The sequence below is a fragment of the Proteiniclasticum sediminis genome, assembly GCF_018128025.1.
Lineage (GTDB): Bacteria > Bacillota > Clostridia > Clostridiales > Clostridiaceae > Proteiniclasticum > Proteiniclasticum sediminis.
This window is the reverse complement of sequence record NZ_JAGSCS010000021.1, coordinates 18,594-43,950: the sequence shown is the minus strand read 5'-3', so window position 1 is coordinate 43,950 and position 25,357 is coordinate 18,594. Positions and strand designations below refer to the sequence as shown.

The 25,357-nt window shown below is 49.8% G+C and carries 13 protein-coding genes, 1 pseudogene, 1 CRISPR repeat array and 1 other annotated feature; of the genes and pseudogenes, 2 read left to right on the top strand and 12 right to left on the bottom strand.

Annotation, left to right across the window (positions count from 1 at the left end; genetic code table 11):
• Together KCG48_RS12640 and KCG48_RS12635 are read right to left on the bottom strand one after the other, a co-directional pair.
• A pseudogene (locus KCG48_RS12640) lies at positions 1 to 206 on the bottom strand (hypothetical protein); the annotation flags it as partial.
• Between the two features lie 15 nt (positions 207 to 221).
• Complete coding sequence (locus tag KCG48_RS12635) at positions 222 to 548, bottom strand: hypothetical protein (protein ID WP_211802566.1); 327 nt, start codon at positions 546 to 548, stop codon at positions 222 to 224.
• A 371-nt stretch (positions 549 to 919) separates the two neighbouring features.
• Between KCG48_RS12635 and KCG48_RS12630 the strand changes: the two genes are divergently transcribed.
• Complete coding sequence (locus KCG48_RS12630) at positions 920 to 2,293, top strand: CitMHS family transporter (protein ID WP_211802565.1); 1,374 nt, start codon at positions 920 to 922, stop codon at positions 2,291 to 2,293.
• A 172-nt stretch (positions 2,294 to 2,465) separates the two neighbouring features.
• On the opposite strand, the gene citG is transcribed toward KCG48_RS12630, so the two are convergent.
• The 7 genes from citG to KCG48_RS12595 form a co-directional block, all read right to left on the bottom strand.
• Positions 2,466 to 3,353 carry a triphosphoribosyl-dephospho-CoA synthase CitG gene (gene citG / locus KCG48_RS12625; protein WP_211802564.1) on the bottom strand — a complete coding sequence of 296 codons (888 nt, stop codon included), beginning with the start codon at positions 3,351 to 3,353 and terminating at the stop codon, positions 2,466 to 2,468.
• On the bottom strand, positions 3,343 to 4,059 hold the full coding sequence (locus tag KCG48_RS12620; protein ID WP_211802563.1) for a GntR family transcriptional regulator: 717 nt from the start codon (positions 4,057 to 4,059) through the stop codon (positions 3,343 to 3,345). The genes citG and KCG48_RS12620 overlap by 11 nt, the downstream gene beginning before the upstream one ends.
• A gap of 235 nt (positions 4,060 to 4,294) precedes the next feature.
• Positions 4,295 to 5,899 (bottom strand): mannitol dehydrogenase family protein, encoded by a 1,605-nt coding sequence (locus KCG48_RS12615; protein WP_211802562.1) that lies wholly within the window; start codon positions 5,897 to 5,899, stop codon positions 4,295 to 4,297.
• A gap of 247 nt (positions 5,900 to 6,146) precedes the next feature.
• A complete protein-coding gene (locus tag KCG48_RS12610) occupies positions 6,147 to 7,310 on the bottom strand; it encodes an amidohydrolase (RefSeq protein WP_211802561.1) in 1,164 nt (387 codons plus the stop codon).
• 15 nt (positions 7,311 to 7,325) lie between these two features.
• Positions 7,326 to 8,144 carry a MetQ/NlpA family ABC transporter substrate-binding protein gene (locus tag KCG48_RS12605; RefSeq protein ID WP_211802560.1) on the bottom strand — a complete coding sequence of 273 codons (819 nt, stop codon included), beginning with the start codon at positions 8,142 to 8,144 and terminating at the stop codon, positions 7,326 to 7,328.
• Between the two features lie 44 nt (positions 8,145 to 8,188).
• Positions 8,189 to 8,869: a methionine ABC transporter permease gene (locus KCG48_RS12600; RefSeq protein WP_031577319.1), complete on the bottom strand. Its 681-nt coding sequence runs from the start codon at positions 8,867 to 8,869 to the stop codon at positions 8,189 to 8,191.
• Positions 8,838 to 9,896 (bottom strand): methionine ABC transporter ATP-binding protein, encoded by a 1,059-nt coding sequence (locus tag KCG48_RS12595; RefSeq protein WP_211802559.1) that lies wholly within the window; start codon positions 9,894 to 9,896, stop codon positions 8,838 to 8,840. The genes KCG48_RS12600 and KCG48_RS12595 overlap by 32 nt, the downstream gene beginning before the upstream one ends.
• 60 nt (positions 9,897 to 9,956) lie before the next feature.
• Positions 9,957 to 10,204 (bottom strand) — a binding site (T-box leader).
• 339 nt (positions 10,205 to 10,543) lie between these two features.
• Between KCG48_RS12595 and KCG48_RS12590 the strand changes: the two genes are divergently transcribed.
• Entirely contained in the window at positions 10,544 to 11,023 is a 480-nt protein-coding gene (locus KCG48_RS12590; protein ID WP_211802558.1) for a hypothetical protein, read from the top strand.
• Between the two features lie 322 nt (positions 11,024 to 11,345).
• Positions 11,346 to 23,199: a CRISPR direct-repeat array (repeat unit 33 nt; unit sequence ATTTCAATCCACACTCCCCGCATGGGGAGTGAC).
• 164 nt (positions 23,200 to 23,363) lie between these two features.
• On the opposite strand, the gene cas2 is transcribed toward KCG48_RS12590, so the two are convergent.
• The 3 genes from cas2 to cas4 are packed head-to-tail and all read right to left on the bottom strand — an operon-like array spanning position 23,364 to position 25,355.
• Positions 23,364 to 23,654, bottom strand: a complete 291-nt coding sequence (cas2, locus tag KCG48_RS12585) for a CRISPR-associated endonuclease Cas2 (protein ID WP_211802557.1) — start codon at positions 23,652 to 23,654, stop codon at positions 23,364 to 23,366.
• A gap of 4 nt (positions 23,655 to 23,658) precedes the next feature.
• Positions 23,659 to 24,690 carry a type I-C CRISPR-associated endonuclease Cas1c gene (gene cas1c / locus KCG48_RS12580; protein ID WP_211802556.1) on the bottom strand — a complete coding sequence of 344 codons (1,032 nt, stop codon included), beginning with the start codon at positions 24,688 to 24,690 and terminating at the stop codon, positions 23,659 to 23,661.
• Entirely contained in the window at positions 24,687 to 25,355 is a 669-nt protein-coding gene (gene cas4, locus KCG48_RS12575; protein WP_211802555.1) for a CRISPR-associated protein Cas4, read from the bottom strand. Before cas4 ends, cas1c begins: the two co-directional genes overlap by 4 nt.
• Between the last annotated feature and the right edge of the window lie 2 nt (positions 25,356 to 25,357).

Below are 25,357 nucleotides of genomic sequence, written 5' to 3'. Positions count from 1 at the left end.
GGAGCGGGAGCGGCTGCAGGTGCAGCTACAGGTGCAGGAGCGGCAGCAGGTGCAGCTACGGGAGCAGCTACGGGAGCAGCTACGGGAGCGGCTACGGGAGCGGCAGCAGGAGCGGCGATGAAGCCGGCGCCGGGAGCGGTGCCCAGTTCTTCCATTTCTACCAGGTATTCTTTCTCGTTGATCTTGATTCTAAACTTTCTTAACATAACTAATCCCTACCTTTATTCTTTATTCGTTTCCGTGATGCTGACCAGTCGGAATGTGGAATTCGGCTGATCCCCGGCCATGACGGCCGAGACGATGGCGGCGGCAATTTCTTTGTCCGTGTCGATGCCTTGAATGTTCTTTATCTTGAAGCTTGCATCAGGATAACTGCCTGCGGCGATGGCGGATGCCACCACGGCGGTCAGTTCCTTCTCCTCCGGTGTGATTTCACGGGTGAAATCCACACGGGCTGGAGCACTCACCGGCGCTGCCGGTGCGGGTGAAACCGCTTCTTGATGGACAGGTTCCGGTTTCTTCTTCCTGAACAAGTCAAATAAACCCATAATCTCCCCTCCTGTATTTTCATGTAAATAATTCCAAATCCATTATATATTGTGTTTCAAGAATCATGTGTTTTTCCGCTGTTTTTTCGACATTTCGTTTACATAAAAACCCGCACTCCCCCAAGAGAAATATGACTTTTCTTCATTAATCCTCCTCCATGACCTGTTTTTGTGCAATATGACATGTCTTTCATCATCAATTTCGCCTTATGGGCTCTCCATAATTATTAATGAAGCAACGTGATCGCAGCTTGATATTTCTTGTCAAAGTCTGTGTTTTTTAACTGTTCTTTCACCACAAGTATCTTGTTGCAATCGTTTATTTAAACTATACTGAACTTGTTTCAAAAAACACAAAAGGAGTGAAGTCAATGCTAACTTTCCTGTCATGGGCAATGATCGTGGTATTTATGGTACTGATCATGAAAAAGAAACTTACCCCGTTCTCCGCACTTATTCTTATCCCCCTGGTGTTCACCCTCATCGGTTCCTTCATGGGCCTTTACGGTGCACAGGTCACTAAGCTGAATGAAAAAATCACCGATCCCACCACCCTGGATCAGATCCTGATTCTCGGTACCTGGACTGTTGATGGTGTGAAGAAGGTTTCCACCACTGCAGTAATGCTGCTCTTCGCGATCCTCTACTTCGCCATCATGCTTAACGCCGGTATGTTTGATCCCGTCGTAAAGAAGATGATCAAGATTGCCAAGGGCGATCCAGTGAAGGTTCTGGTTGCTACCGCAGTAGTTGCTGCCACCGTATCCCTGAACGGAGACGGAACCACCACTACCCTCATCGTCTGTACCGCATTCATTCCGATCTACAAGAAGCTCGGTCTGAAGATGATGAACCTGGGTGTTCTGGTTATCCTCATGAACACCATCATGAACCTGCTTCCCTGGGGAGGCCCCACCGCTCGTGTTATCTCCGTTCTCGGCGTTAACGAGCAGGAAATCCTGAGAGCACTGACTCCTGGAATGATCGCTTCTGTTATCTTCATGCTGGGTGTTGCTTACTACCTGGGTCTCAAGGAAAGAAAGAGACTGGGTATCCAGACGCTGACCGATGCTGACATCGAAGCGCTGACCACCCCCACGGATCCTGAAGAGCTGGCTCTGAAGAGACCTAAGCTGGTTTGGGTTAACGGCATCATGACCATCGTTCTGGTTTACATGCTGATCAAGGGCACATTCCCCTCTGTATTCCTCTTCCTCGTTGGAACCGCACTGGCACTCGTCATCAACTACAAGTCCCTGAAGGATCAGAAGCAGAGAATTCAGGACAATGCTGGTGATGCTGCACAGGTTGTTATTCTGGTGCTTGGCGCTGGTATCTTCATGGGTCTGTTCACCAATTCCGGTATGGCTGATGCCCTGGCTCTGAGCCTGGCAAACGTTATTCCCACAAGCTGGGGCCGATTCTGGGGACTCATCGTGGCAATCCTGTCCGCTCCCGGAACATTCTTCCTGTCCAATGATGCCTTCTACTATGGTGTTCTTCCTGTTCTGGCTGAAGCTGGAAAGCAGTATGGATTCACCGCGCTGGAACTGGGTGTTGCTTCCCTTCTGGGACAGGCATTCCACCTGCTCAGCCCGCTGGTTGCCTTCATCTACCTGCTGCTGAACCTCACCGGACTGGACATGGGCGAATGGCAGAAAGAATCTGCCAAGTGGGCACTGGGAATCTTCGTGATTTTCATCGCTCTGGCTGCTGTCACCGGATCCGTTCCGCTGTTCAAGTAAGAGAAAAGACTTCAGGACCGATACCGGATTTTCCGGTATCGGTTTTTTATTTCCTCGCCCTTTACCGAACCCGTAAAGCTTGTTAACGTTTTCACCTCCATCTCTATCATAACAAAAGACCACGGGATCCCCAAGGATTTCGTGGTCTTTTCACGGGTTCATCGATTAACTTTTAGTGAATCAGCCCTTCCAGCTTGCCAAAGAAAATGGCTAAGGAGAGAAGGTCGGCGGATCCGCCGGGACTAAGATTCTTCTGCCGGAACGTGTCGTTCATGGTCCCCAGCGTTTCCTTGTAGCCGGGATGCCTGACCCCGCCATCGGCAAGGAACTTCTTTGCTGCGGCCTGCACTTCGTGGAGGGCATGGATGCCGCCCCGGGTGACCACATTGGAGTCTTCCGCGTGGGCCATGAGAAGAAGGAGCACTTCCAGAAGCTTATCCTCCAAGGTCAGGGGTTCTTTTGCCATGGACCGCAGAGCGGGCAGAGCCTTTTCTCGGAGCACCGGGTATCCGGCTTCCGCTTCGCCCCGGATTCCGGTGAAGCCGTGTTCCACATAGAGCCGTTCGCCATGGGTGGCCGGCGGCCGATGGGCCAGGCTCTGAAAATCCTTGGAGACCAGTCCTTGGGTCATTTGGGTGACCAGCTGAAGCACCGCTTCCGTTTCCTCCGGGGTGTAGATCCCTTCGCCCTCTCGGGTGCGGGCATAGCGCCCCAGGGCCGCCAGGATGATCCCCATGGAGAAGATAATCCCCTTATGGGTGTTCACCTTTCCCGTGGCGTCAAACATCTTCTCTTCCACCTCCATGCCTAGAGGACGAATCCGGGCGAAGAGGGCAGGAAGGTCCTCCTCCCCCGTAAATCCAGCGAGGAAGAACTCCCGGAAGCCGTGGCTAAGGCTCACGGCGCTGCGGACAAAGGTAAAGATGTCCATGTCCCGGTGGGAACCGGGATCCTTGGCATCCACAAGACCAGGCTTGGGGGTGAGAATAACTTCAAAAAGAATGGATTCTGTGGCCAGGTCCGCCATGGCGCGGGCCAGGGCCTCCTGTTTACTCTTCATCCGCTTTCTGCTGCTCCGCTTCCAGCTTCTCCATGGCCATGAGAATAAACTTTTCGGAGAAGTCCAGATGCTCACTGGTGATCTGGGTGAGCATGTCCTTGTCCTGTTTCTTCATATATTTATAGAGGAGCCAATGCTCATCCAGGGCCTTGCGTCGCCGATCATCCTCCGTGAGGGAAATATCCCGGAATCGAACCAGGTATTGGCGAAGCTTTTTCACGATGACATCGAGCCGAGGCATCTTGGCAAAGCGGTAAATCATATCGTTAAATTCCTTGGAGAGTTCCACCACCCGTTTGACATCACCTTCGCCATCGGCTTTGTCGGTACGTTCCAGAAGATCCCGCATTTCGTCGAACTGTTCAGGGGTCATGATCTTGGCGGCATTGAGGGTGGCGAGAATATCCAGAGCCTTGCGGATCTGGTAGATTTCCTTGGCATCGTCGATGGTAATTTTCTTCACCACGACGCCGTAATGGGGAACGTATTCCACCAGGCCTTCTTCCTGGATCCGGCGCAGAGCTTCCCGGATTGGGGTTCGGCTGATGTTCATTTTGTCCGCATAGACCGTTTCATTGATTCGCTCGCCCACGGGGATGATCCCTTTGATGATGGCGTCGCGCAATCCTTCAAATACGATTTCGTTCAGCGGTTTGTTCTGGCTCAAATCCGCAAGCTTGATCACTTCGGAAATGTAGTCTTCCATGGGTACCTCTCCTTCATTGAGAATTCTTGATTATCTGTATACAGTATTCTTCTGTACACCTATTATACGAGATTCCTGAATCGTTTCCAATTCTCCGCGATAAAAAACATTAAAAATACAACTGCTGTAACGCTTGAATCTCTTGAAGTTTCGGAATTTATTGCGGATTTTAGGGCAGTGATCAACGATCACTGCCCCATCCGGTTTCATCTTTTGTGTTGTATGGAGGGTTCTCTTACGCCAGGTACTTTTTCAAGGTTGCACGAACGGCGCCCTTGCCTGCGATGAGTTCCAGGAACATGCTTTCTACTTTGTCGGCCAGTCCGGCTTTGTTGAGATCCACACCAAAGAGGATTTCATTGGCCAGGACTTCCTTCAGCTGTCCGGTGTAGGAAGCGGGATTTCCAGCTTCGATGCCTGCCAGCTTCTTCTGCAGCTCTTCCATCATGGGATCGCTGGAAACGTTGAAGGCTTCCAGGTTGTCATTGACGCCCAGGAGGTAGCGGAGCCATCCGGCCAGTGCCAGAGGAATGAAGGTGAGCTTGGAGGAATCCAGGTCGTCGCGCTTCATGTAGGACTTGATGGTCTCGCCGAAGCGGATGGCCACCTTCTGGCTGGTGTCTGTGGCGATTCGCTGTGGGGTATCGGGAATGAAGGGGTTAGGAAGTCTTTCTTCGATGACTTCCTTGATGAAGCTCATGGGGCTGATGATCTTGGGATCCACAACCACGGGCATGCCTTCGGTATAGCCGATCTTTTCCACCAGAGCCTTCAGCTCGGTGTCCTTCATCTCGGCAGAAATGCTCTCATAACCCAGAACGCAGCCATACACAGCCAGGGCGGTGTGGAGGGGGTTGAGGCAGGTGGTAACTTTCATGGTTTCCGTATTGTTTACGGTATCTCTTGTGGTGAAGTATACACCAGCTTTTTCCAGGGCAGGACGTCCGTTGGGGAACTTGTCCTCTACCACCAGGTACTGGGGAACTTCCGCATTTACATAGGGAGCAATGAAGGTGTTTCTGGAGGTGACCAGAGGAGCCATATCTTCCAGGCCGATTTCATCCAGCTTGGCCTTCACTTCTTCGGAAGGTCTGGGGGTGATCTTGTCGATCATGCTCCAGGGGAAGGAGATCTTGCTCTCATCGCTGAGGTAATCCAGGAATCCGGCTTTGACAAAGCCTCTTTCGATCCATTCCTTGGCGATGCGCTTCACGGAAACTTCTACCTTTTCCCCATTGTGGGAGCAGTTGTCCATGCTCACGATGGCTAAGGGGAACTTGCCGGCCAGGTAACGGTCATACACCAGGGAGGTGACAACGCTCATGGCGTGGCTGGGGCTCTTGGGGCCGTTCTCGAAGTCCTTCTGCACGAAGGGGAAAACTTCGCCGTTGACGTTGGTCAGCGCGTATCCCTTTTCGGTGATGGTGAAGCTGATCATCTGAAGGCTGGGGTTCACGAAGATCTCCCGAAGACGGGCAGCTTCCTTTTCCTTGGAAAGATCTGCTTTGACGCCCTCCGTGATGCTGGCCACGACGGAGTTCACCATGGATCCGTCAGCATAGAGGCTGGTGAGAAGGGTCAGATTGTCATAGGGATCGTAAATCTTCTCGATGATATCAAAGTCGAAGGTTTCAGCGGCGATGATGCCGGTGTCGGCATGGCCTTCCTCCAGAAGTTTATGCTGCAGATTTGCGATGAAGCCTCGGAAAATATTGCCTGCGCCGAAGTGCACCCAAACAGGATTATTCTTGGTCTTCGCTGCCACAGCTGCATTGTCGAAGTGGGGAACCTTGATGCCCTTTTCTTCCATGGCCTTGAAGTTTTGTAGGTTCAGTTTCATTTTTACACCTCACTGTAAAATCACGATTATCCTGTTTTCCAGGATTCTTGACTTTAGTGTATTGCATTTCATACCGAAATTCCATGGATTAAAAATTAACGGCACTTATTCCCAATGAAAGTGCAATATTTGCAATACATTGGCCTAAAAATCGGGGGCTTCCCCGAAAAAATGGAGGAAATCAGCAAAATCGGATTCGCTTTTTTCCCCACATTTTTCGCTCAGGGCTTATTTAAGGAAGGGCTCTTTAAACCAGAAAAGCCTCAGCATAGGCCACATAGAGCTCCGTGGCGATGAGAAGTCCCTTTTCGTCGATATCAAAGTGGCCATGATGATGGGGAAAACTGCTGTTTTCATCCTGGGGATTTCGGGTACCCACATTGACATAGACGCCGGGCACCACTCGCTGCAGTTCTGCAAAATCATCGGCCCCCAGGGATTTCGGGGCATTGGTGTCCACATTGTCTTCACCCACGATTTTTCTGCAGACCGATGCCGCAAGCTCTGCCGAAGCCTGATCATTGATGACCGGGCTGGCAAAATCCTGGAACTCGATGTCCATGGTGGCCCCGTGGGACTCTGCTGTGGCCCGCAGGATCCGTTCAATGGATGCCTGGGTTTTTTCCCGGGTTTCCTGGCTGTAGGTGCGGAAGGTTCCTTCAAGGACCGCTTCCTGGGCGATGATGTTATAGCGGGTCCCCGAGGAGAGAATGCCAATGCCCACCACCACGGGATCCACCGGATCCGTCTGTCTGGCCACGATGCTCTGGAGGGACACCACGCTTAGGGAGGCAATGTAGAGGGCATCCACCGCGGCGTGGGGCTTTCCCACATGGCCGCTTTTCCCGTGGATGGTGACTTTGAAGTAGTCGCAGGAAGCGGCAATGGGTCCCGGCGTGACGGTGACTTTTCCCGTATCCAGGCCCGAGGCCACATGGAGGCCGAAGACCCCATCCACATCCTGGAGATGACCGCCCGCCACAAACTGACGGGCACCTTGGCCGATTTCCTCCGCCTGCTGGAAGAACAGCCGCACCGATCCGGGAAGTTCCGATTCTTTAGTCTTCAGGACCTTGGCTGCGCCCAGAAGTGCTGCCGTATGGGCATCATGTCCGCAGGCATGCATGAGTCCCTCATATTTAGAAGCATACTCGGCGGTATTGAGCTCCTGGAGTTCCAGGGCATCGATATCCGCCCGCATGCCCAGGACCTTTCCTTCTTTTCCTTTGAGATAGCCGATGACCCCGGTTTCCCCCACCCGCTCATGGGGGATGAGGAGTTTGTCCAGCTCCTCTTCAATGCGTCTAGCCGTTTCGAATTCCTTTAGGCTGGATTCCGGATGCTGGTGAAAATGCCGCCGAAGCCCTACCACATAGTCTTCTGTTTCTTGAACCTCTCGTCGAATTTCCATGCTTCTCCCCTTTCCTTACCAAGGTGTCACTTGGGAACCCTTGTAGAGCTCGTTGATGATGGCTCGTACGGCTTCCGTCTGGTAGAGTTCCACGATGCGCTTCAGGGCCTTATTGTCTTTGTCTTCGGTGCGGACAGCAATGACATTGATGTAGGGCTTGGACTTATCGTCCACGGGCTCCAAGAAAATGGCATCCTTGGCTGGGTTGAGTCCGGCATCCACGGCAAAGCCGCTGTTGATGACGGATACGGTCACGTCTTCCTGAACCCGGGCAGTGGTGCTGGCATCCACTTCCACCAGTTCCAGTTCCAGGGGATTCTCCACCACGTCCTTCAGCGTGGGCAAAATTCCGGCGGCCTCATCGATTTTGAGAAGTCCTGCGGATTGAAGAAGGATCAGGGCTCGGCCGCCGTTGGTGGCATCATTGGGGATGGCTACGGAGTCCCCGGATTTCAGCTCTTCCAGCTTGGTGATCTTCTTGGAGTAAATCCCTAGTGGGGCGATGACGGTCTCGCCGATGACGGTGAGATCCAGTTTGTGTTCCGCCACAAATTTGTCGAAGAACGCATAATGCTGAAACGCATTGGCATCCACTTCCCCTTCGGCCAGGGCCAGGTTGGGCCGGGTATAATCGGAGAAGCTTACCACTTCCAGAGTGATACCTTCCTTGGCCAGTTCTTCCCGGATATGCTTCCAGACTTCAGACTCGCTGCCCGTGACCCCCAGCTTGATGGTGGTGGTTTCTGCGGAAGCGGCCTTGCTTCCGCAGGCGGTGAAGGTGAGGGCGGTGATGGCGATGGTGAATCCGGCGATGAGTTTTTGAATATTTTTCATTGGTTGTACTCCTTTATGCGGTTTATTTTTTGTAAAGATCAGGGTTAGTGGGTGGTGCGTTTGACGAAATAGGAGCCGATGCTCTGGAGGATGGTGACCATGACGAGGATCACGGCTACAGTGACGTAGGTCACATCGTTATGGTTTCGCTGGTAACCGTAGCGGATGGCAAAGTCGCCCAGTCCTCCGCCGCCGATGGATCCGGCCATGGCGGAAAGGCCGATGAGGCTCACAGCGGTAATGGTGATGCCGCGAATGATGCCGGGCAGTCCTTCCCGTAGATAGACCCGGAAGATGATTTCCCAGGGACTGGAGCCCATGGCCTGGGCTGCCTCGATGACCCCGTCACTGACTTCGGAGAGGGCCGTGTCCATCTGGCGGGCGAGAAAAGGCACGGTACCAAAGACTAGGGGAACGATGGCGCCTTTGGTCCCGATGCCCGTACCCACAATGGCCCGGGTCAGGGGAAGAAGAGCAGCCAAGAGGATGATAAAGGGAATGCTGCGAAAGACATTGATGGTCTGGGAGAGGATCTTCTGGACTGCTTTATTCTCCAGAATGTTTCCTTCCCGGGTTACCACAAGAAGGATGCCCACGAAAGTGCCCAGCACCAGGGAAATGGCGCCGGAGATGGACACCATGGTCAGGGTGTCAAAGATGGCCTGGACAAACTCTTCCTGGTTAAAGAGAACATTAGGCAGATACTTTTCGAGTAATGTATTCAACGTCAATCACCTCCACTTGCAGTTTGTTTTGGGTAAAGTAGTCAATGCCTTTTTCGATGTTGGATGCGGTTCCCCGGAAGAGGACCAGGAGCTCTCCCACGGGAACATGGCTGAGGATCTCCAGATTTCCGTAGAGGATGCTGGCATCCAGGCTAAAGCGCCGGGAGACTTCCGAGATGAGGGCTGCCCCCACTGCATGACCGGTGTAGCTAACCCGGGTGAGCACATCCTCGGGACGGATGTCGAAGATGTTGGCTTCTTCCGTGAGGAAGTCGAAGATCTTGTCCCGGTTCTGGGCCGTGTCGATGAACTCCTTGGTGGTTTGGGCCTTAGGGCTGCTGAACACCTGAGCCACATTTCCGCTTTCGATGATCCTTCCGTCTTCCATGATGCTGACCCGGTCGCAGATTTCCTTGATCACGGTCATTTCGTGGGTGATGAGGACGATGGTGAGCCCGAGATTCTGATTGAGCTCTTTGAGGAGCTTCAGAATGGACCGGGTGGTTTTGGGGTCCAGGGCGGAGGTGGCTTCATCGCAGAGCAGCACTTCCGGGTCATTGGCGAGAGCCCGGGCGATGGCCACGCGCTGCTTTTGCCCACCGGAGAGCTGATTGGGATAGGCGTTCTCTTTGTCGGCGATGCCTACCAGGTTGAGGAGCCTTCTCACCTTCTCCTGCTCCTGGGATTTTGTGAGTCCTGATCCTTTCAGGGGATAGGCCACGTTGCTGTAGATGGTGCGGGAGTTCAGAAGATTAAAATGCTGGAAGATCATGCCGATCTTTTTCCGCCGATTTCGCAGCTCCTTTTCGGGGAGTGTCGTCAGGTCTTCTCCCTGGAGGATGACTTTTCCTGCGGTGGGTCTTTCCAGGAGATTAATGCAGCGGATGAGGGTGCTCTTCCCGGCTCCCGAGTAGCCGATGATGCCGTAGATTTCTCCGGCTTTAATTTTCAGCTCCACATCCCGGACGGCTTCCACCCTCCCTTCTTTTCCTTCAAAGTTTTTACGTAAACCGATGAGTTCGATCATCCTTTTGTCCTCCTTTGTAAAATAAAAAAGCTTCCCTCCCTTTTGCATATTTTTCTATGCAAAAGGGACGAAAGCTTCGTGTTACCACCCTAATTTATATATCCCTCGCAGGATATACCTCTCCAAGTACGCCGGGATTCCCCTTGATACTCTGTCACTGTAACGTGTGCTCACGTCAAACCCTAGGGTTTCCCCTCAGATCTGAAACTCCGAGACCATCTTCCGCCTGCTATCCCATGCGCCCTCTCACCCCACGGCACTCTCTGTATCGGTATTCACCGGCATACTCTTCTCTTCAACGTCTTTGTTGTATTGTTTATGACTTTATCACGACTCAAAATTTCCGTCAATACTCATTTTTCAAATAAAATGAATTGTAAGCCTTTTCAGGCTATCCCGATCAACGGCTAAACTCCTTGGTAATCAACGGAACTTAGAAATAATAAATATTTTGAATCCCTAACTGTATTTTCCATCCTTAACCCTCTTTAAGCCTTCGAAATATAATAAGACTATTCCAGAAAGCCTGCTGAATATCTGGTAGAATAGATATAACAAGTTTATTCTAAACGGAATTTCTAGTCGATGCTTAATCTGATTTACCCTTGATGAATATATTGCGCTACGAATTTTGAAGGGGGATAACAATGAAAAAAGGTCTGACGCACATTCTCATTTTCACCCTGGCTCTATTAACCTTTGGGTGCACGCAAAAAAATGAAAAAGAAAAACTGGCTGAAAAGTTTCTCCAGACGTATTACTCCCAGTATGAGGCTAAAGATGAGCTCATCACCATGATGAGTTCCCCAAACTTTAGCAATGACGACCTTCAGGATTACCTGGATGAACACTATGGTGATCTCATCACCATTGAGCTGAGAGATCAGTGGATCTCCAACCGTGGTTTCCCGAATCCTAAAATACTAAACTCCAGCATCGTCAAAGCCACCCTCTCCAGCATCACCTTCAAGGTGGCTGAAGGAGAAGGAAGTGGGGCACTCACATTTCAGGCTTTGGTTAAAATGGAGAATTCTGGTGGGGAAAAATCAGAACAGGAAGTCGGAGGAGTCGTTCGTATCGTCAAAAACGATGGTGATTACTTTGTGGAGTATTTTCGGTTAGATTAACAACTCCAGATTGTATAAGTCTCTCACATGTTGTTGGTAGATTAATTATTTAATCAAAGTTGATCAACACGAAATAGCCACACCTCTTTATTGAGTATGAAACTAACTATCTTTGTGGCATTAGTTCATGTCTTGTTTAGTAATCTCAGATCTTGGAGTCATGCGTATATTTCATTTTAAGGAAAAGTATTCGAACATAATTTGTCCCTACCACATATGTGGGGATAATGCATCACTGTATGGCTTCAACCTATTTAAAAGTCAATCCTTACTCCCACATGGGGAGTGACAAAGAGTACCTAAAATGCTAATCTTCATTCCTATTTCAATCCACACTCCCCGCATGGGGAGTGACAGGTGGCCAAGAAAATGACGGAGAACATCCAAATTTCAATCCACACTCCCCGCATGGGGAGTGACTTGGGTCACGCTGATCGCGCCAAACTGAATGGTATTTCAATCCACACTCCCCGCATGGGGAGTGACAGCTTAGCTCAATGGTAACCGCACTGCTGAAAATTTCAATCCACACTCCCCGCATGGGGAGTGACCCGAATATATACCCATCCATTGTCCGGAACGGATTTCAATCCACACTCCCCGCATGGGGAGTGACCATTTGCGAGTCACGATTTCAGCAAGTCTTGGATTTCAATCCACACTCCCCGCATGGGGAGTGACATTTCGTCTTTCTCTTTCGTGGAAAGTTTCTTATTTCAATCCACACTCCCCGCATGGGGAGTGACGCATCTGTAACTATTACTTCTGGGACTCACGCATTTCAATCCACACTCCCCGCATGGGGAGTGACCTACCGGAAACGTCGAATGCCTGGACAAGGCCATTTCAATCCACACTCCCCGCATGGGGAGTGACTCTACTGCATCCTCCTTTCAATCGGCTGAAAAATTTCAATCCACACTCCCCGCATGGGGAGTGACTGCATATCATCAATAGTTTCTCCAAGCTCGATATTTCAATCCACACTCCCCGCATGGGGAGTGACATCGAACATCGGAGCAGTTTTAAGATGCCCGGTATTTCAATCCACACTCCCCGCATGGGGAGTGACTTCGTGATTTTCTCCACGTTGCTCTCCATCGTATTTCAATCCACACTCCCCGCATGGGGAGTGACCAGCTAGATTTGGAGATGTTGACGGACTACTTATTTCAATCCACACTCCCCGCATGGGGAGTGACCTGCGGTTTTTAGTTATCTGTCATTAAAAGGTATTTCAATCCACACTCCCCGCATGGGGAGTGACCCCAGCGTTGATGATGTCACAGTTCTGCATATATTTCAATCCACACTCCCCGCATGGGGAGTGACTACCCGGGCGCAGGAGGTTTCCAGTCTCTTTACATTTCAATCCACACTCCCCGCATGGGGAGTGACGATAAGGTGCCCAACATCCTCAGTCAGCTTATCCATTTCAATCCACACTCCCCGCATGGGGAGTGACAATACAGACCCATCGGATCTTACTACTACTTTATTTCAATCCACACTCCCCGCATGGGGAGTGACTTTTAGCTCGGCGATTATTCGTTCATTTAACCATTTCAATCCACACTCCCCGCATGGTGAGTGACGCCAAACGACGGGGAAATTGGGCTTTCCACATATTTCAATCCACACTCCCCGCATGGGGAGTGACGAAAACCTTAGAGGATAGGAGGAATAAGGAATATTTCAATCCACACTCCCCGCATGGGGAGTGACCATCCACGTTCTGGAGGGCCTCCTGGAGCGCAATTTCAATCCACACTCCCCGCATGGGGAGTGACGGGGTTTATAAAATATTACGACAAGCAATCTATATTTCAATCCACACTCCCCGCATGGGGAGTGACCGGAGATTTACAGGAACTTGTAGATGATTCTAGATTTCAATCCACACTCCCCGCATGGGGAGTGACTCTTGTTGTCGCCGTCTACATACCACTGGTTAATTTCAATCCACACTCCCCGCATGGGGAGTGACTTGGTTCAAACCTGGCTATTTTGTCATTTAGTATTTCAATCCACACTCCCCGCATGGGGAGTGACTTTAATGACATTTACAGGCTTCTGTGTGGGGTATTTCAATCCACACTCCCCGCATGGGGAGTGACACCCCCATGTAACCGATATGGTCAATAAAGACATTTCAATCCACACTCCCCGCATGGGGAGTGACCCACAGTCCAAGCGGAAAAGCTGGCGGAACTGATTTCAATCCACACTCCCCGCATGGGGAGTGACGACAGGATACAAGCTCTAAGCCGTCTGGCTCCATTTCAATCCACACTCCCCGCATGGGGAGTGACAACACGTTCGGAGCGTCCATTTTAACTTTCCCATTTCAATCCACACTCCCCGCATGGGGAGTGACGGGTTACACCTGCTTGTGACATGATCTCCTTGATTTCAATCCACACTCCCCGCATGGGGAGTGACTTGCTACAGAAGTGCATATACTCCGCTATGTTATTTCAATCCACACTCCCCGCATGGGGAGTGACTAAAAGGCGATGATGACCGTAAAGATCGTCATATTTCAATCCACACTCCCCGCATGGGGAGTGACACCCCCACTCTACCCCTTAACTCAACTTCACCATTTCAATCCACACTCCCCGCATGGGGAGTGACGTTCCCAAAGGCATGTCGCAGACTTCTTTTGAATTTCAATCCACACTCCCCGCATGGGGAGTGACCGGTTGACGATAAAAAGAAACCGGAAAAAGAGATTTCAATCCACACTCCCCGCATGGGGAGTGACGTAAAAGATGGAGAAATCGCAGCGCTGAAAGAATTTCAATCCACACTCCCCGCATGGGGAGTGACCTATCAATTTGATGATCATGGCCATGGTGGCCACATTTCAATCCACACTCCCCGCATGGGGAGTGACAACTTGTGCCTTCTTTGCGCTCGTTATTTTCTAATTTCAATCCACACTCCCCGCATGGGGAGTGACTTTTCCTCGATATCCTCCTGGGTAATCTCCATATTTCAATCCACACTCCCCGCATGGGGAGTGACGGGAATGAATGCCAAAGAGAGTTGACCTAACAGATTTCAATCCACACTCCCCGCATGGGGAGTGACCACCCAGATCATCAATAGTAAAAATTTTAAGCATTTCAATCCACACTCCCCGCATGGGGAGTGACGGCCATCGAGCGGATCGAGAGAATGTGCGAAAATTTCAATCCACACTCCCCGCATGGGGAGTGACTTTCAATTTAGATCAAGTACACCGTATTATTAATTTCAATCCACACTCCCCGCATGGGGAGTGACGGATCCCTGTGGCCTTTGAGATGCTGTACTTTATTTCAATCCACACTCCCCGCATGGGGAGTGACGGTAAACAAATTTTATATACTGCCCAGCGTTGATTTCAATCCACACTCCCCGCATGGGGAGTGACCATATTATGGTAAATCATATTATAAAATTACTATTTCAATCCACACTCCCCGCATGGGGAGTGACGTGGCAAGGGGTACCGTAGTTTGATAGGCATTAATTTCAATCCACACTCCCCGCATGGGGAGTGACCGGGCATCATATAACACCTATGGCCATGAGGGAATTTCAATCCACACTCCCCGCATGGGGAGTGACGGATTGGTATTCATCTAGCATGGTCTGTTATCATTTCAATCCACACTCCCCGCATGGGGAGTGACCATACGATGGTAGTGGTCAGCTTCATTTGGATAGATTTCAATCCACACTCCCCGCATGGGGAGTGACTTATAAAGATAGCAGAGCGACTGCGATGAGATATTTCAATCCACACTCCCCGCATGGGGAGTGACACAAGTCATGTCCGTGGGCCGGACATCGATTAAATTTCAATCCACACTCCCCGCATGGGGAGTGACTAACCGTGTCCTGGTAAACATATTGACTTTCAATTTCAATCCACACTCCCCGCATGGGGAGTGACGGATGGCGACACGACTATGTTAGGCGACTGATATTTCAATCCACACTCCCCGCATGGGGAGTGACGGCAGGCAGAATCCAGACGGGCAGCTACGAGAAATTTCAATCCACACTCCCCGCATGGGGAGTGACCCAGGTGCAGTCAGCACTAAGGGAGTATCTCCGATTTCAATCCACACTCCCCGCATGGGGAGTGACATGACATCCAAGCAGCGATCTATCAGGAGATTATTTCAATCCACACTCCCCGCATGGGGAGTGACCATCTGGACGAATACCGACATAATTATAAATAATTTCAATCCACACTCCCCGCATGGGGAGTGACATTCTAGCAAAGAGGGCACAAGCCATCTCTAGATTTCAATCCACACTCCCCGCATGGGGAGTGACAATCCTTGTTAATGGTAATATCTCCATGTGCAATTTCAATCCACACTCCCCGCATGGGGAGTGACCTCAACTTCACCGAATTGATTTTTTCTGATTTATTTCAATCCACACTCCCCGCATGGGGAGTGACTTACGGCTTACGTTACGACTAACGGAGTCCACATTTCAATCCACACTCCCCGCATGGGGAGTGACAAATCACTATAGGTACAGCCCGCACGGGTGTTATTTCAATCCACACTCCCCGCATGGGGAGTGACTATTCGCCAGGTCATAAAAGATATGCCTGGCGTATTTCAATCCACACTCCCCGCATGGGGAGTGACGGGTACAAGGTATCAGTGAGGAAAGAGAAGGAGATTTCAATCCACACTCCCCGCATGGGGAGTGACGGTCAGCATCTCCCCGCATGGAACAGATCGCGTATTTCAATCCACACTCCCCGCATGGGGAGTGACTTCAAACTTATCCGCATTGTAGGCCCAGGCCAATTTCAATCCACACTCCCCGCATGGGGAGTGACGAAAGATAAGGAGGACAGGTAAATGTTAGTCAATTTCAATCCACACTCCCCGCATGGGGAGTGACAGTTCGCTACCGGCTTATCGATGTTGTCCACCAATTTCAATCCACACTCCCCGCATGGGGAGTGACTCATCAAGTCGTTTTTCGCCTGGCTCATGGACATTTCAATCCACACTCCCCGCATGGGGAGTGACAGCCCTACGGCCGCATGAGCACAAGGAGCCTGATTTCAATCCACACTCCCCGCATGGGGAGTGACTCGTCTAGAAAGCGTTTTATGGCCTGGTTGGAATTTCAATCCACACTCCCCGCATGGGGAGTGACTCCTGCGCCTTAGCCGTCTCCAGCCACAGCTGATTTCAATCCACACTCCCCGCATGGGGAGTGACTTATTGACCAGGTCGGTTACCAGTTGGGGGTCATTTCAATCCACACTCCCCGCATGGGGAGTGACCAGCCGGATATCATACGCGAAGTCAAGATCGAATTTCAATCCACACTCCCCGCATGGGGAGTGACGGTGGGAGCACTTACCAATGTAAACTTTGACGATTTCAATCCACACTCCCCGCATGGGGAGTGACCTTCCTAAAACTTAGATTCCCATTGTCACGAGATTTCAATCCACACTCCCCGCATGGGGAGTGACTCAATCTTTAAGTTTGTGACCTGGCTAAATCTATTTCAATCCACACTCCCCGCATGGGGAGTGACTCGACGTGACGCCAAAGGCTCCGGAAACGAAAATTTCAATCCACACTCCCCGCATGGGGAGTGACTGCTTTCCGGCTACTTTGTCCACTTTATTCGAATTTCAATCCACACTCCCCGCATGGGGAGTGACATTACCCACTATTAAGGAGGTTAAACAATGCTGATTTCAATCCACACTCCCCGCATGGGGAGTGACTTTTCCCTCCAGCGATTACATATGAGCCACCAAATTTCAATCCACACTCCCCGCATGGGGAGTGACTCCAGCATACGTGCTAAAGTACGCACCGCCACCATTTCAATCCACACTCCCCGCATGGGGAGTGACGATTCCACGAGATATAGCGGGTAGAGGATCTCCTATTTCAATCCACACTCCCCGCATGGGGAGTGACACCCGGTGTAAACAGATCCTTTCAGCATACCTATTTCAATCCACACTCCCCGCATGGGGAGTGACAACAGGGGCGAAATGCGTACCTGACGGATGAGATTTCAATCCACACTCCCCGCATGGGGAGTGACATGGAGAAAACCTATGGGGTATGGGTGGACTGATTTCAATCCACACTCCCCGCATGGGGAGTGACATCCCTTGACCGGGCTTCGTAAAGGATCGATGATTTCAATCCACACTCCCCGCATGGGGAGTGACAGTAAAAAGCACCGTAATTATCTTCCATATCAATTTCAATCCACACTCCCCGCATGGGGAGTGACTCCGGCGGAAGGCCGTAAAACGCACCACCCGAATTTCAATCCACACTCCCCGCATGGGGAGTGACATGAGCTGCATGCGGGTCTGGAAATTGTGTTTATTTCAATCCACACTCCCCGCATGGGGAGTGACTTCATTCTTTGCGTCCATAAGTTTGTCCAAAAATTTCAATCCACACTCCCCGCATGGGGAGTGACTGAGTGGTTGTCGAGTTCGACTTCCTTGATTCCATTTCAATCCACACTCCCCGCATGGGGAGTGACCGGTACTCATCTCTCGGGAACTGCTTTGCCATATTTCAATCCACACTCCCCGCATGGGGAGTGACTTCCCGTGCATCGCCAGATAGTTATCCATGGAATTTCAATCCACACTCCCCGCATGGGGAGTGACTCATACCTTTGGGAGGATAGAGCGCGTTAACCATTTCAATCCACACTCCCCGCATGGGGAGTGACAGAGATCATAGGTTTTTCCCACGTTTCCCCAGATTTCAATCCACACTCCCCGCATGGGGAGTGACTATAAAGTTGGTTAATATTGAAAAATACTATGAATTTCAATCCACACTCCCCGCATGGGGAGTGACTCAACACCATGGTCATGACCATGGCCAAGCAGATTTCAATCCACACTCCCCGCATGGGGAGTGACGGCTTATATGCTGATGGCGTTATATCTGTAAAATTTCAATCCACACTCCCCGCATGGGGAGTGACTGCTGTTATGGTTTTGATGTTACCAGAGGTGAATTTCAATCCACACTCCCCGCATGGGGAGTGACTACCACTCTGAAGGTGTTGGTAAGGTGTCACCAATTTCAATCCACACTCCCCGCATGGGGAGTGACTGGTCAGCCTTAACAAGCTGACCTTTTTTATTATTTCAATCCACACTCCCCGCATGGGGAGTGACCGGTCAGGTGTTTCCGCCCCGATCTCATAAAAATTTCAATCCACACTCCCCGCATGGGGAGTGACGATTAAAACCAGACCGAAAGGAGGCACAAAATATTTCAATCCACACTCCCCGCATGGGGAGTGACCTAGATGTCTATAAATCAACGGAAAGGAGATTTTATTTCAATCCACACTCCCCGCATGGGGAGTGACTGAGCGGCACAAGTAGGTCGCTGATCATCGATGATTTCAATCCACACTCCCCGCATGGGGAGTGACGTTTGACCCGAAGAATACAGAGCTTTTAGCCCAATTTCAATCCACACTCCCCGCATGGGGAGTGACCGCAGAAACCCAACAACCAAGATAACGGCTGAATTTCAATCCACACTCCCCGCATGGGGAGTGACTGGCCATGGTCTTTCGAAACTCGCCGAAGACAATTTCAATCCACACTCCCCGCATGGGGAGTGACCGTCTCGAATGGGCCATTATAGCCGTTCTGCGAATTTCAATCCACACTCCCCGCATGGGGAGTGACCAATGACCTGTTCCTGCTGCTTCGTAACCAGAATTTCAATCCACACTCCCCGCATGGGGAGTGACAGATTGATTACCTCAAAGGCCAGTTAGCCTATATTTCAATCCACACTCCCCGCATGGGGAGTGACCTTCTTACCTGATATATGACCATGTTATAAAAATTTCAATCCACACTCCCCGCATGGGGAGTGACCCAACAATGCCAATCGGTTACGTACGTAAGGTATTTCAATCCACACTCCCCGCATGGGGAGTGACCTTGAGAGCTACTCATGGAAAGAGGACAAGTACATTTCAATCCACACTCCCCGCATGGGGAGTGACAACAGCCGGCAGAAAGGAGCCAGAGGAGAGCGTATTTCAATCCACACTCCCCGCATGGGGAGTGACTCACGGCTTACGTGACCACGAACGGAGTCCATATTTCAATCCACACTCCCCGCATGGGGAGTGACCCTCCGCTCCTGGCCCCTTTAGAGTCCGTGCGATTTCAATCCACACTCCCCGCATGGGGAGTGACAATTAAGCCTGGAAACCTTCATGAGCATCATCATTTCAATCCACACTCCCCGCATGGGGAGTGACTGTAGATCCCCAGGTATATCTCTCCGATGCCCATATTTCAATCCACACTCCCCGCATGGGGAGTGACTCATCAGCCCCGAAAAAGCAGAAGCCTTGGCAATTTCAATCCACACTCCCCGCATGGGGAGTGACTTCAAAGGCTGTGCGGTCTTTCGAGTCCTTGTCATTTCAATCCACACTCCCCGCATGGGGAGTGACTCCGGATGATACAAAGGACTACGTGTTAGCGCATTTCAATCCACACTCCCCGCATGGGGAGTGACATGGAGACCGCTACACAATCGGCGAATTTGACATTTCAATCCACACTCCCCGCATGGGGAGTGACGTGTAATCCAATCGCTTGGTCCAGCCTTCATCATTTCAATCCACACTCCCCGCATGGGGAGTGACTGCTGGAAGGTGCCGAAAACTTTGTGGATCCCTTATTTCAATCCACACTCCCCGCATGGGGAGTGACGTGTTAATGCGGCAACCCGGTTGCAAGCCCGGATTTCAATCCACACTCCCCGCATGGGGAGTGACCAGAGATTCGTAACGAGTACGGATACACCCGTATTTCAATCCACACTCCCCGCATGGGGAGTGACCAGCCGTCCTCCAAACCACAGCAATGCCGTGAATTTCAATCCACACTCCCCGCATGGGGAGTGACGGCAACGAATCGTAAACCCTGTGAGAGTTGGCGATTTCAATCCACACTCCCCGCATGGGGAGTGACCCGGAACCGAAACCAGAAGCTCCCTCATGTGGATTTCAATCCACACTCCCCGCATGGGGAGTGACTCCCGGCGCTGGTAACACTGGCGCTGCAAGTTATTTCAATCCACACTCCCCGCATGGGGAGTGACAATGGCGTGGAAGAGTGGAACCCAATGGATCATATTTCAATCCACACTCCCCGCATGGGGAGTGACAGAGGGAAACTACCATGGCCAAGCTTCCTGGAATTTCAATCCACACTCCCCGCATGGGGAGTGACCACAACTTTAACCGCTACCTTAGTGAAATGCAATTTCAATCCACACTCCCCGCATGGGGAGTGACGAGTGGTTGTCGAGTTCGACTTCCTTGATTCCATTTCAATCCACACTCCCCGCATGGGGAGTGACGAGAGCTGCAGCTGCGTGAAGATGTCTCTCAGATTTCAATCCACACTCCCCGCATGGGGAGTGACTTCAAGGAACTCTACGGGAGCATCGTAAGCCATATTTCAATCCACACTCCCCGCATGGGGAGTGACATAACAGGGGGCAAGGGCTTTGCCCTGCCCCTATTTCAATCCACACTCCCCGCATGGGGAGTGACGGGCTATCCTATTCTTTCATCAACGATCTGGAATTTCAATCCACACTCCCCGCATGGGGAGTGACACAAGCCAGGAGCAGTAATCCAGTCACTCAATATTTCAATCCACACTCCCCGCATGGGGAGTGACGATTATCTTAATCCGCTTGTGCATCAAATGGCATTTCAATCCACACTCCCCGCATGGGGAGTGACTTTCTGAATTTGTATTAGATGCTATTTTAAAAATTTCAATCCACACTCCCCGCATGGGGAGTGACGGATTCAAGATCAGACAGATCGGATTTGACAAATTTCAATCCACACTCCCCGCATGGGGAGTGACTAGATGCTATTTTAAAAGAAAGATTATTTCCAATTTCAATCCACACTCCCCGCATGGGGAGTGACTAACCGTCATTCCCAAATTTCTGTTCCAGAATATTTCAATCCACACTCCCCGCATGGGGAGTGACCAGCTATTTGCCGGGGTTTCGCTATCAAGGAGATTTCAATCCACACTCCCCGCATGGGGAGTGACGTTAAGTTCCTTGCATGCCAGGTAGGTGAGTTATTTCAATCCACACTCCCCGCATGGGGAGTGACCTTCCGAAAATCGCAACACCGTATCCCATGGGCATTTCAATCCACACTCCCCGCATGGGGAGTGACCTCTCGGGGTAAAGCCGTTCCATTTCGCCCTTATTTCAATCCACACTCCCCGCATGGGGAGTGACGGATTTGTCATTGACCAGCCGGAGGAGGTAAAATTTCAATCCACACTCCCCGCATGGGGAGTGACGCTTTGTATAACCAACGTCTTGCAGCTTTGTTATTTCAATCCACACTCCCCGCATGGGGAGTGACCTTGGTAAAGCGAATTATTTTTTACCGTTATCAATTTCAATCCACACTCCCCGCATGGGGAGTGACTTCGATATTGATTTGCCTCACGTAAGTTTGTGATTTCAATCCACACTCCCCGCATGGGGAGTGACCAAAGCTGCAAGTCGATCCAAAATAGCTTGTTATTTCAATCCACACTCCCCGCATGGGGAGTGACAGATTTTAAGGCGAGTGCTATCACATCAATAGATTTCAATCCACACTCCCCGCATGGGGAGTGACTTTGGCTACTTTTCAACTTTTATCTAGCGAGCAATTTCAATCCACACTCCCCGCATGGGGAGTGACTCAGATTTTAGTCATACAGAGTTAATTCATTTATTTCAATCCACACTCCCCGCATGGGGAGTGACTACAGGAAGCGAATAGAGGTAACTTTATTTATATTTCAATCCACACTCCCCGCATGGGGAGTGACCTACCCGACGAAATCATCTCGGTGGAGCTCGAAATTTCAATCCACACTCCCCGCATGGGGAGTGACTGTCATCTTTCGTGGTCTTGATCCGAAATGCACATTTCAATCCACACTCCCCGCATGGGGAGTGACTTAAGTACCTATCCCTAGTTAAAGTTCTTAGATATTTCAATCCACACTCCCCGCATGGGGAGTGACGTGACAATCGATCGCATGGTGCACGCACTTCCTATTTCAATCCACACTCCCCGCATGGGGAGTGACAAGCGGACAAGGCCACCACCTACACTAAGACAATTTCAATCCACACTCCCCGCATGGGGAGTGACGTCGAGGTACTGCCGGCTGTGCTGTCGGGAAAATTTCAATCCACACTCCCCGCATGGGGAGTGACAAGCTCTACAATAAGACCCTGTCTGAGGCTGTATTTCAATCCACACTCCCCGCATGGGGAGTGACCACTGGCGGAGAGATACCAAAGGCTAGTCACCGGATTTCAATCCACACTCCCCGCATGGGGAGTGACGGTTGACAAGTCGTATCCGGTGATTTAAGATAATTTCAATCCACACTCCCCGCATGGGGAGTGACTTGAGCTTGTCAATGACTTGAGCGCCTGTAAAAATTTCAATCCACACTCCCCGCATGGGGAGTGACCTTATCCGACTACCTACGCAAGCGAGGATATAATTTCAATCCACACTCCCCGCATGGGGAGTGACTCCCCGCCGGAGGATTTCCGGCCCATTGTTGCTATTTCAATCCACACTCCCCGCATGGGGAGTGACAAGTTGTTCAAAGCCACTTTGGCAAAGTAGGAATTTCAATCCACACTCCCCGCATGGGGAGTGACTTGTGCCACCCCTAAACTTTGTGCCAGGCGAAATTTCAATCCACACTCCCCGCATGGGGAGTGACCATCTTATCTTATATCTTTACTTCCTAATATGATTTCAATCCACACTCCCCGCATGGGGAGTGACGAGGCGCTCTTCCGCGAGCTTGAGTTCGATCCATTTCAATCCACACTCCCCGCATGGGGAGTGACCCATTGTTATAAAAGTCGTTGGATAAGTATATATTTCAATCCACACTCCCCGCATGGGGAGTGACCTTCCGCTAAACACCGCCAGCGGCGCCGCAGAATTTCAATCCACACTCCCCGCATGGGGAGTGACGCAGCAAGGAGCAGACCCTGGAACCGAAACCCATTTCAATCCACACTCCCCGCATGGGGAGTGACAGTAGTATCTTAAAAGCCTTATAAACAGGATAATTGAGCCAATTTTTCCGCGAAGGTCGAAATAAATTATTCTGTTATTTATCAAATTTGTCTTAAGCTAAGATCTACTGCGTATATCAGTATTTCGTAATTTAGAATCTTCTGATGTTTACTTTACCTTCGCGTTATAAGATCAAAGGCTCTTCAATGTTTTCAACATACTTAACTCCATAATGCTCAACTTTTGATTTGTAGTTATTTCCAAGAATATAAAGTCTCAGACTATCATGATTATCATCCATTATCTTAAGTAACTTATTTTTTAGTAGCTCCAATTGACCAGCATCAACAACGCACTCAAACACAGAATATTGAACTCTTTGCCCGTAATTTGTACACTGTTTTGCTATTCTTCTCAACCTCGACGCTCCACCTGTAGAAACAGTTGATACATCATAAGTTATCAGCACCAGCATTGCATCACCTCATTAGAAATGGAGGATATGCATCCATTTCCCCACGAACATAACGAGCCAGGAGCAGTGCCTGAACATATGGAATTAAGCCCACTTCTATTTTCTCTTTTGTATACGGATGGACAATCATGTCATTTTTTCGGATTTGCCACTTTTGCAGCAGTTTGCTTTTAGCTTCTTGCGCAATAAGGTATCCTCCATTTTCTTGTACGAAAAAATCTTTTTTTGATATCTCTTTATTATTGATCATCGTGACTACAAATCGATCAACAATAAATGGTCTCAACTCTTCCATCATGTCCAGAGCTAATGATGAGCGACCAGACCGAATCTGATGATAAAACCCAACTTGCGGATCTAAACCTACGGTTTCTAGCGCTGACTCTACTTCATGCGCTAATAACATATAGAAATATGATAAGAGCGCATTAACTTCATCTTTGGGTGGTCGCCTTGATCGCCCTGAAAAAACGAATCCCTGATCCTTACTAAGGATTAGGTGATCGAATACTTGATAGTAGTTTTTCGCTGCATCACCCTCCAAACCGAGTAAGTCAAATAATGTGTTCGTGTAAGTGACTTTTCGAATGGAATTCTGAAGTAGCGAGATTGAATTTTCTACTTCTCTAGTTGGAACTTTATCATGGTGGTCTCGGAGTAATCTCTGCAGGACAACCCGCGAATTAAAAATCTTCCCAATACAAAAGCTTTGAGCAATCCTTAATGAGTGATTTTTGTCATCTGCAATACGATATTGATCGCGTCGAAGTACCACATTCCCTTGCGTTGGATTTTGAATTTTTACTAAGTATTGTCCTGTATGGGAAATGTACGATACATGGACCTGATGACTCGAACAAAGCTCTAAAACTTGCGGAGTCACTGTAGCATGATTAAGGAAAACTACACCTTCCAGATTATGAATCGGCAATTGCTTTACTTTAACTCGATCTTTTTCCAATACAATTGTCTCACCGTCACGATATAAATACATATCATCTTGAGTAATGTAAAGTGTATTTCTCAATTTCCTCATGGGCTTCCCTCATCGCTTTCTAGCGAAGATATAATATAATCGGCTACGCGGATTTTTTTAGTTAAGATCTTTGGTAAGCAAATATTATACATTGAGCAATGATCACACTTCTCCGTGTACTTTTCTGTTGGAGTTTGCCCTTGTTCCATGATTTGATGCATGTCTAATACAGTCTTTAAAGTTATCTCTCGCAGTTCATCTGTCATTTCTACCGATAAACGATGCCTAGTTTTTGCGTAATACAAAGAACCACTGGCGATTTTTGCATTGTACATTTCTTCGAGACACATCGCCTGAAGACAAAGCTGTACTCTGTCGCAAAGATCAGCCTTTGGCTTCCCTGCTTTATACTCAACAGGATGGATGATAAACCTCCCCTCTTGGCCTTGAAGGTTTACACCATGCGAATTTTTAATGTACTCAACAGCATCTGATACACCATAAAAACTTAATTTATGAGAAACAAGGGCCACACTTCGAGCAATGATCCTATCATTTCTCGATTCTACAAACCAGGGATCATCTACACGCGTATGTACGATATCTCCTCTAACTGTATAAACATTTGATTGCCACTGATCCTCTACATGAATCAATGCCCATTGTCTCATGCAATAAAAGTAATGCTGGATTCCAGAAATCATTAAATAATCATCTTCTCTCATTC

Excerpts from the sequence above, each read along its gene's own strand:
- KCG48_RS12635 (WP_211802566.1), bottom strand. The coding sequence starts at position 548 with ATGGGTTTATTTGACTTGTTCAGGAAGAAGAAACCGGAACCTGTCCAT.
- KCG48_RS12630 (WP_211802565.1), top strand. The coding sequence starts at position 920 with ATGCTAACTTTCCTGTCATGGGCAATGATCGTGGTATTTATGGTACTG.
- citG (WP_211802564.1), bottom strand. The coding sequence starts at position 3,353 with ATGAAGAGTAAACAGGAGGCCCTGGCCCGCGCCATGGCGGACCTGGCC.
- KCG48_RS12620 (WP_211802563.1), bottom strand. The coding sequence starts at position 4,059 with ATGGAAGACTACATTTCCGAAGTGATCAAGCTTGCGGATTTGAGCCAG.
- KCG48_RS12615 (WP_211802562.1), bottom strand. The coding sequence starts at position 5,899 with ATGAAACTGAACCTACAAAACTTCAAGGCCATGGAAGAAAAGGGCATC.
- KCG48_RS12610 (WP_211802561.1), bottom strand. The coding sequence starts at position 7,310 with ATGGAAATTCGACGAGAGGTTCAAGAAACAGAAGACTATGTGGTAGGG.
- KCG48_RS12605 (WP_211802560.1), bottom strand. The coding sequence starts at position 8,144 with ATGAAAAATATTCAAAAACTCATCGCCGGATTCACCATCGCCATCACC.
- KCG48_RS12595 (WP_211802559.1), bottom strand. The coding sequence starts at position 9,896 with ATGATCGAACTCATCGGTTTACGTAAAAACTTTGAAGGAAAAGAAGGG.
- KCG48_RS12590 (WP_211802558.1), top strand. The coding sequence starts at position 10,544 with ATGAAAAAAGGTCTGACGCACATTCTCATTTTCACCCTGGCTCTATTA.
- cas2 (WP_211802557.1), bottom strand. The coding sequence starts at position 23,654 with ATGCTGGTGCTGATAACTTATGATGTATCAACTGTTTCTACAGGTGGA.
- cas1c (WP_211802556.1), bottom strand. The coding sequence starts at position 24,690 with ATGAGGAAATTGAGAAATACACTTTACATTACTCAAGATGATATGTAT.
- cas4 (WP_211802555.1), bottom strand. The coding sequence starts at position 25,355 with ATGAGAGAAGATGATTATTTAATGATTTCTGGAATCCAGCATTACTTT.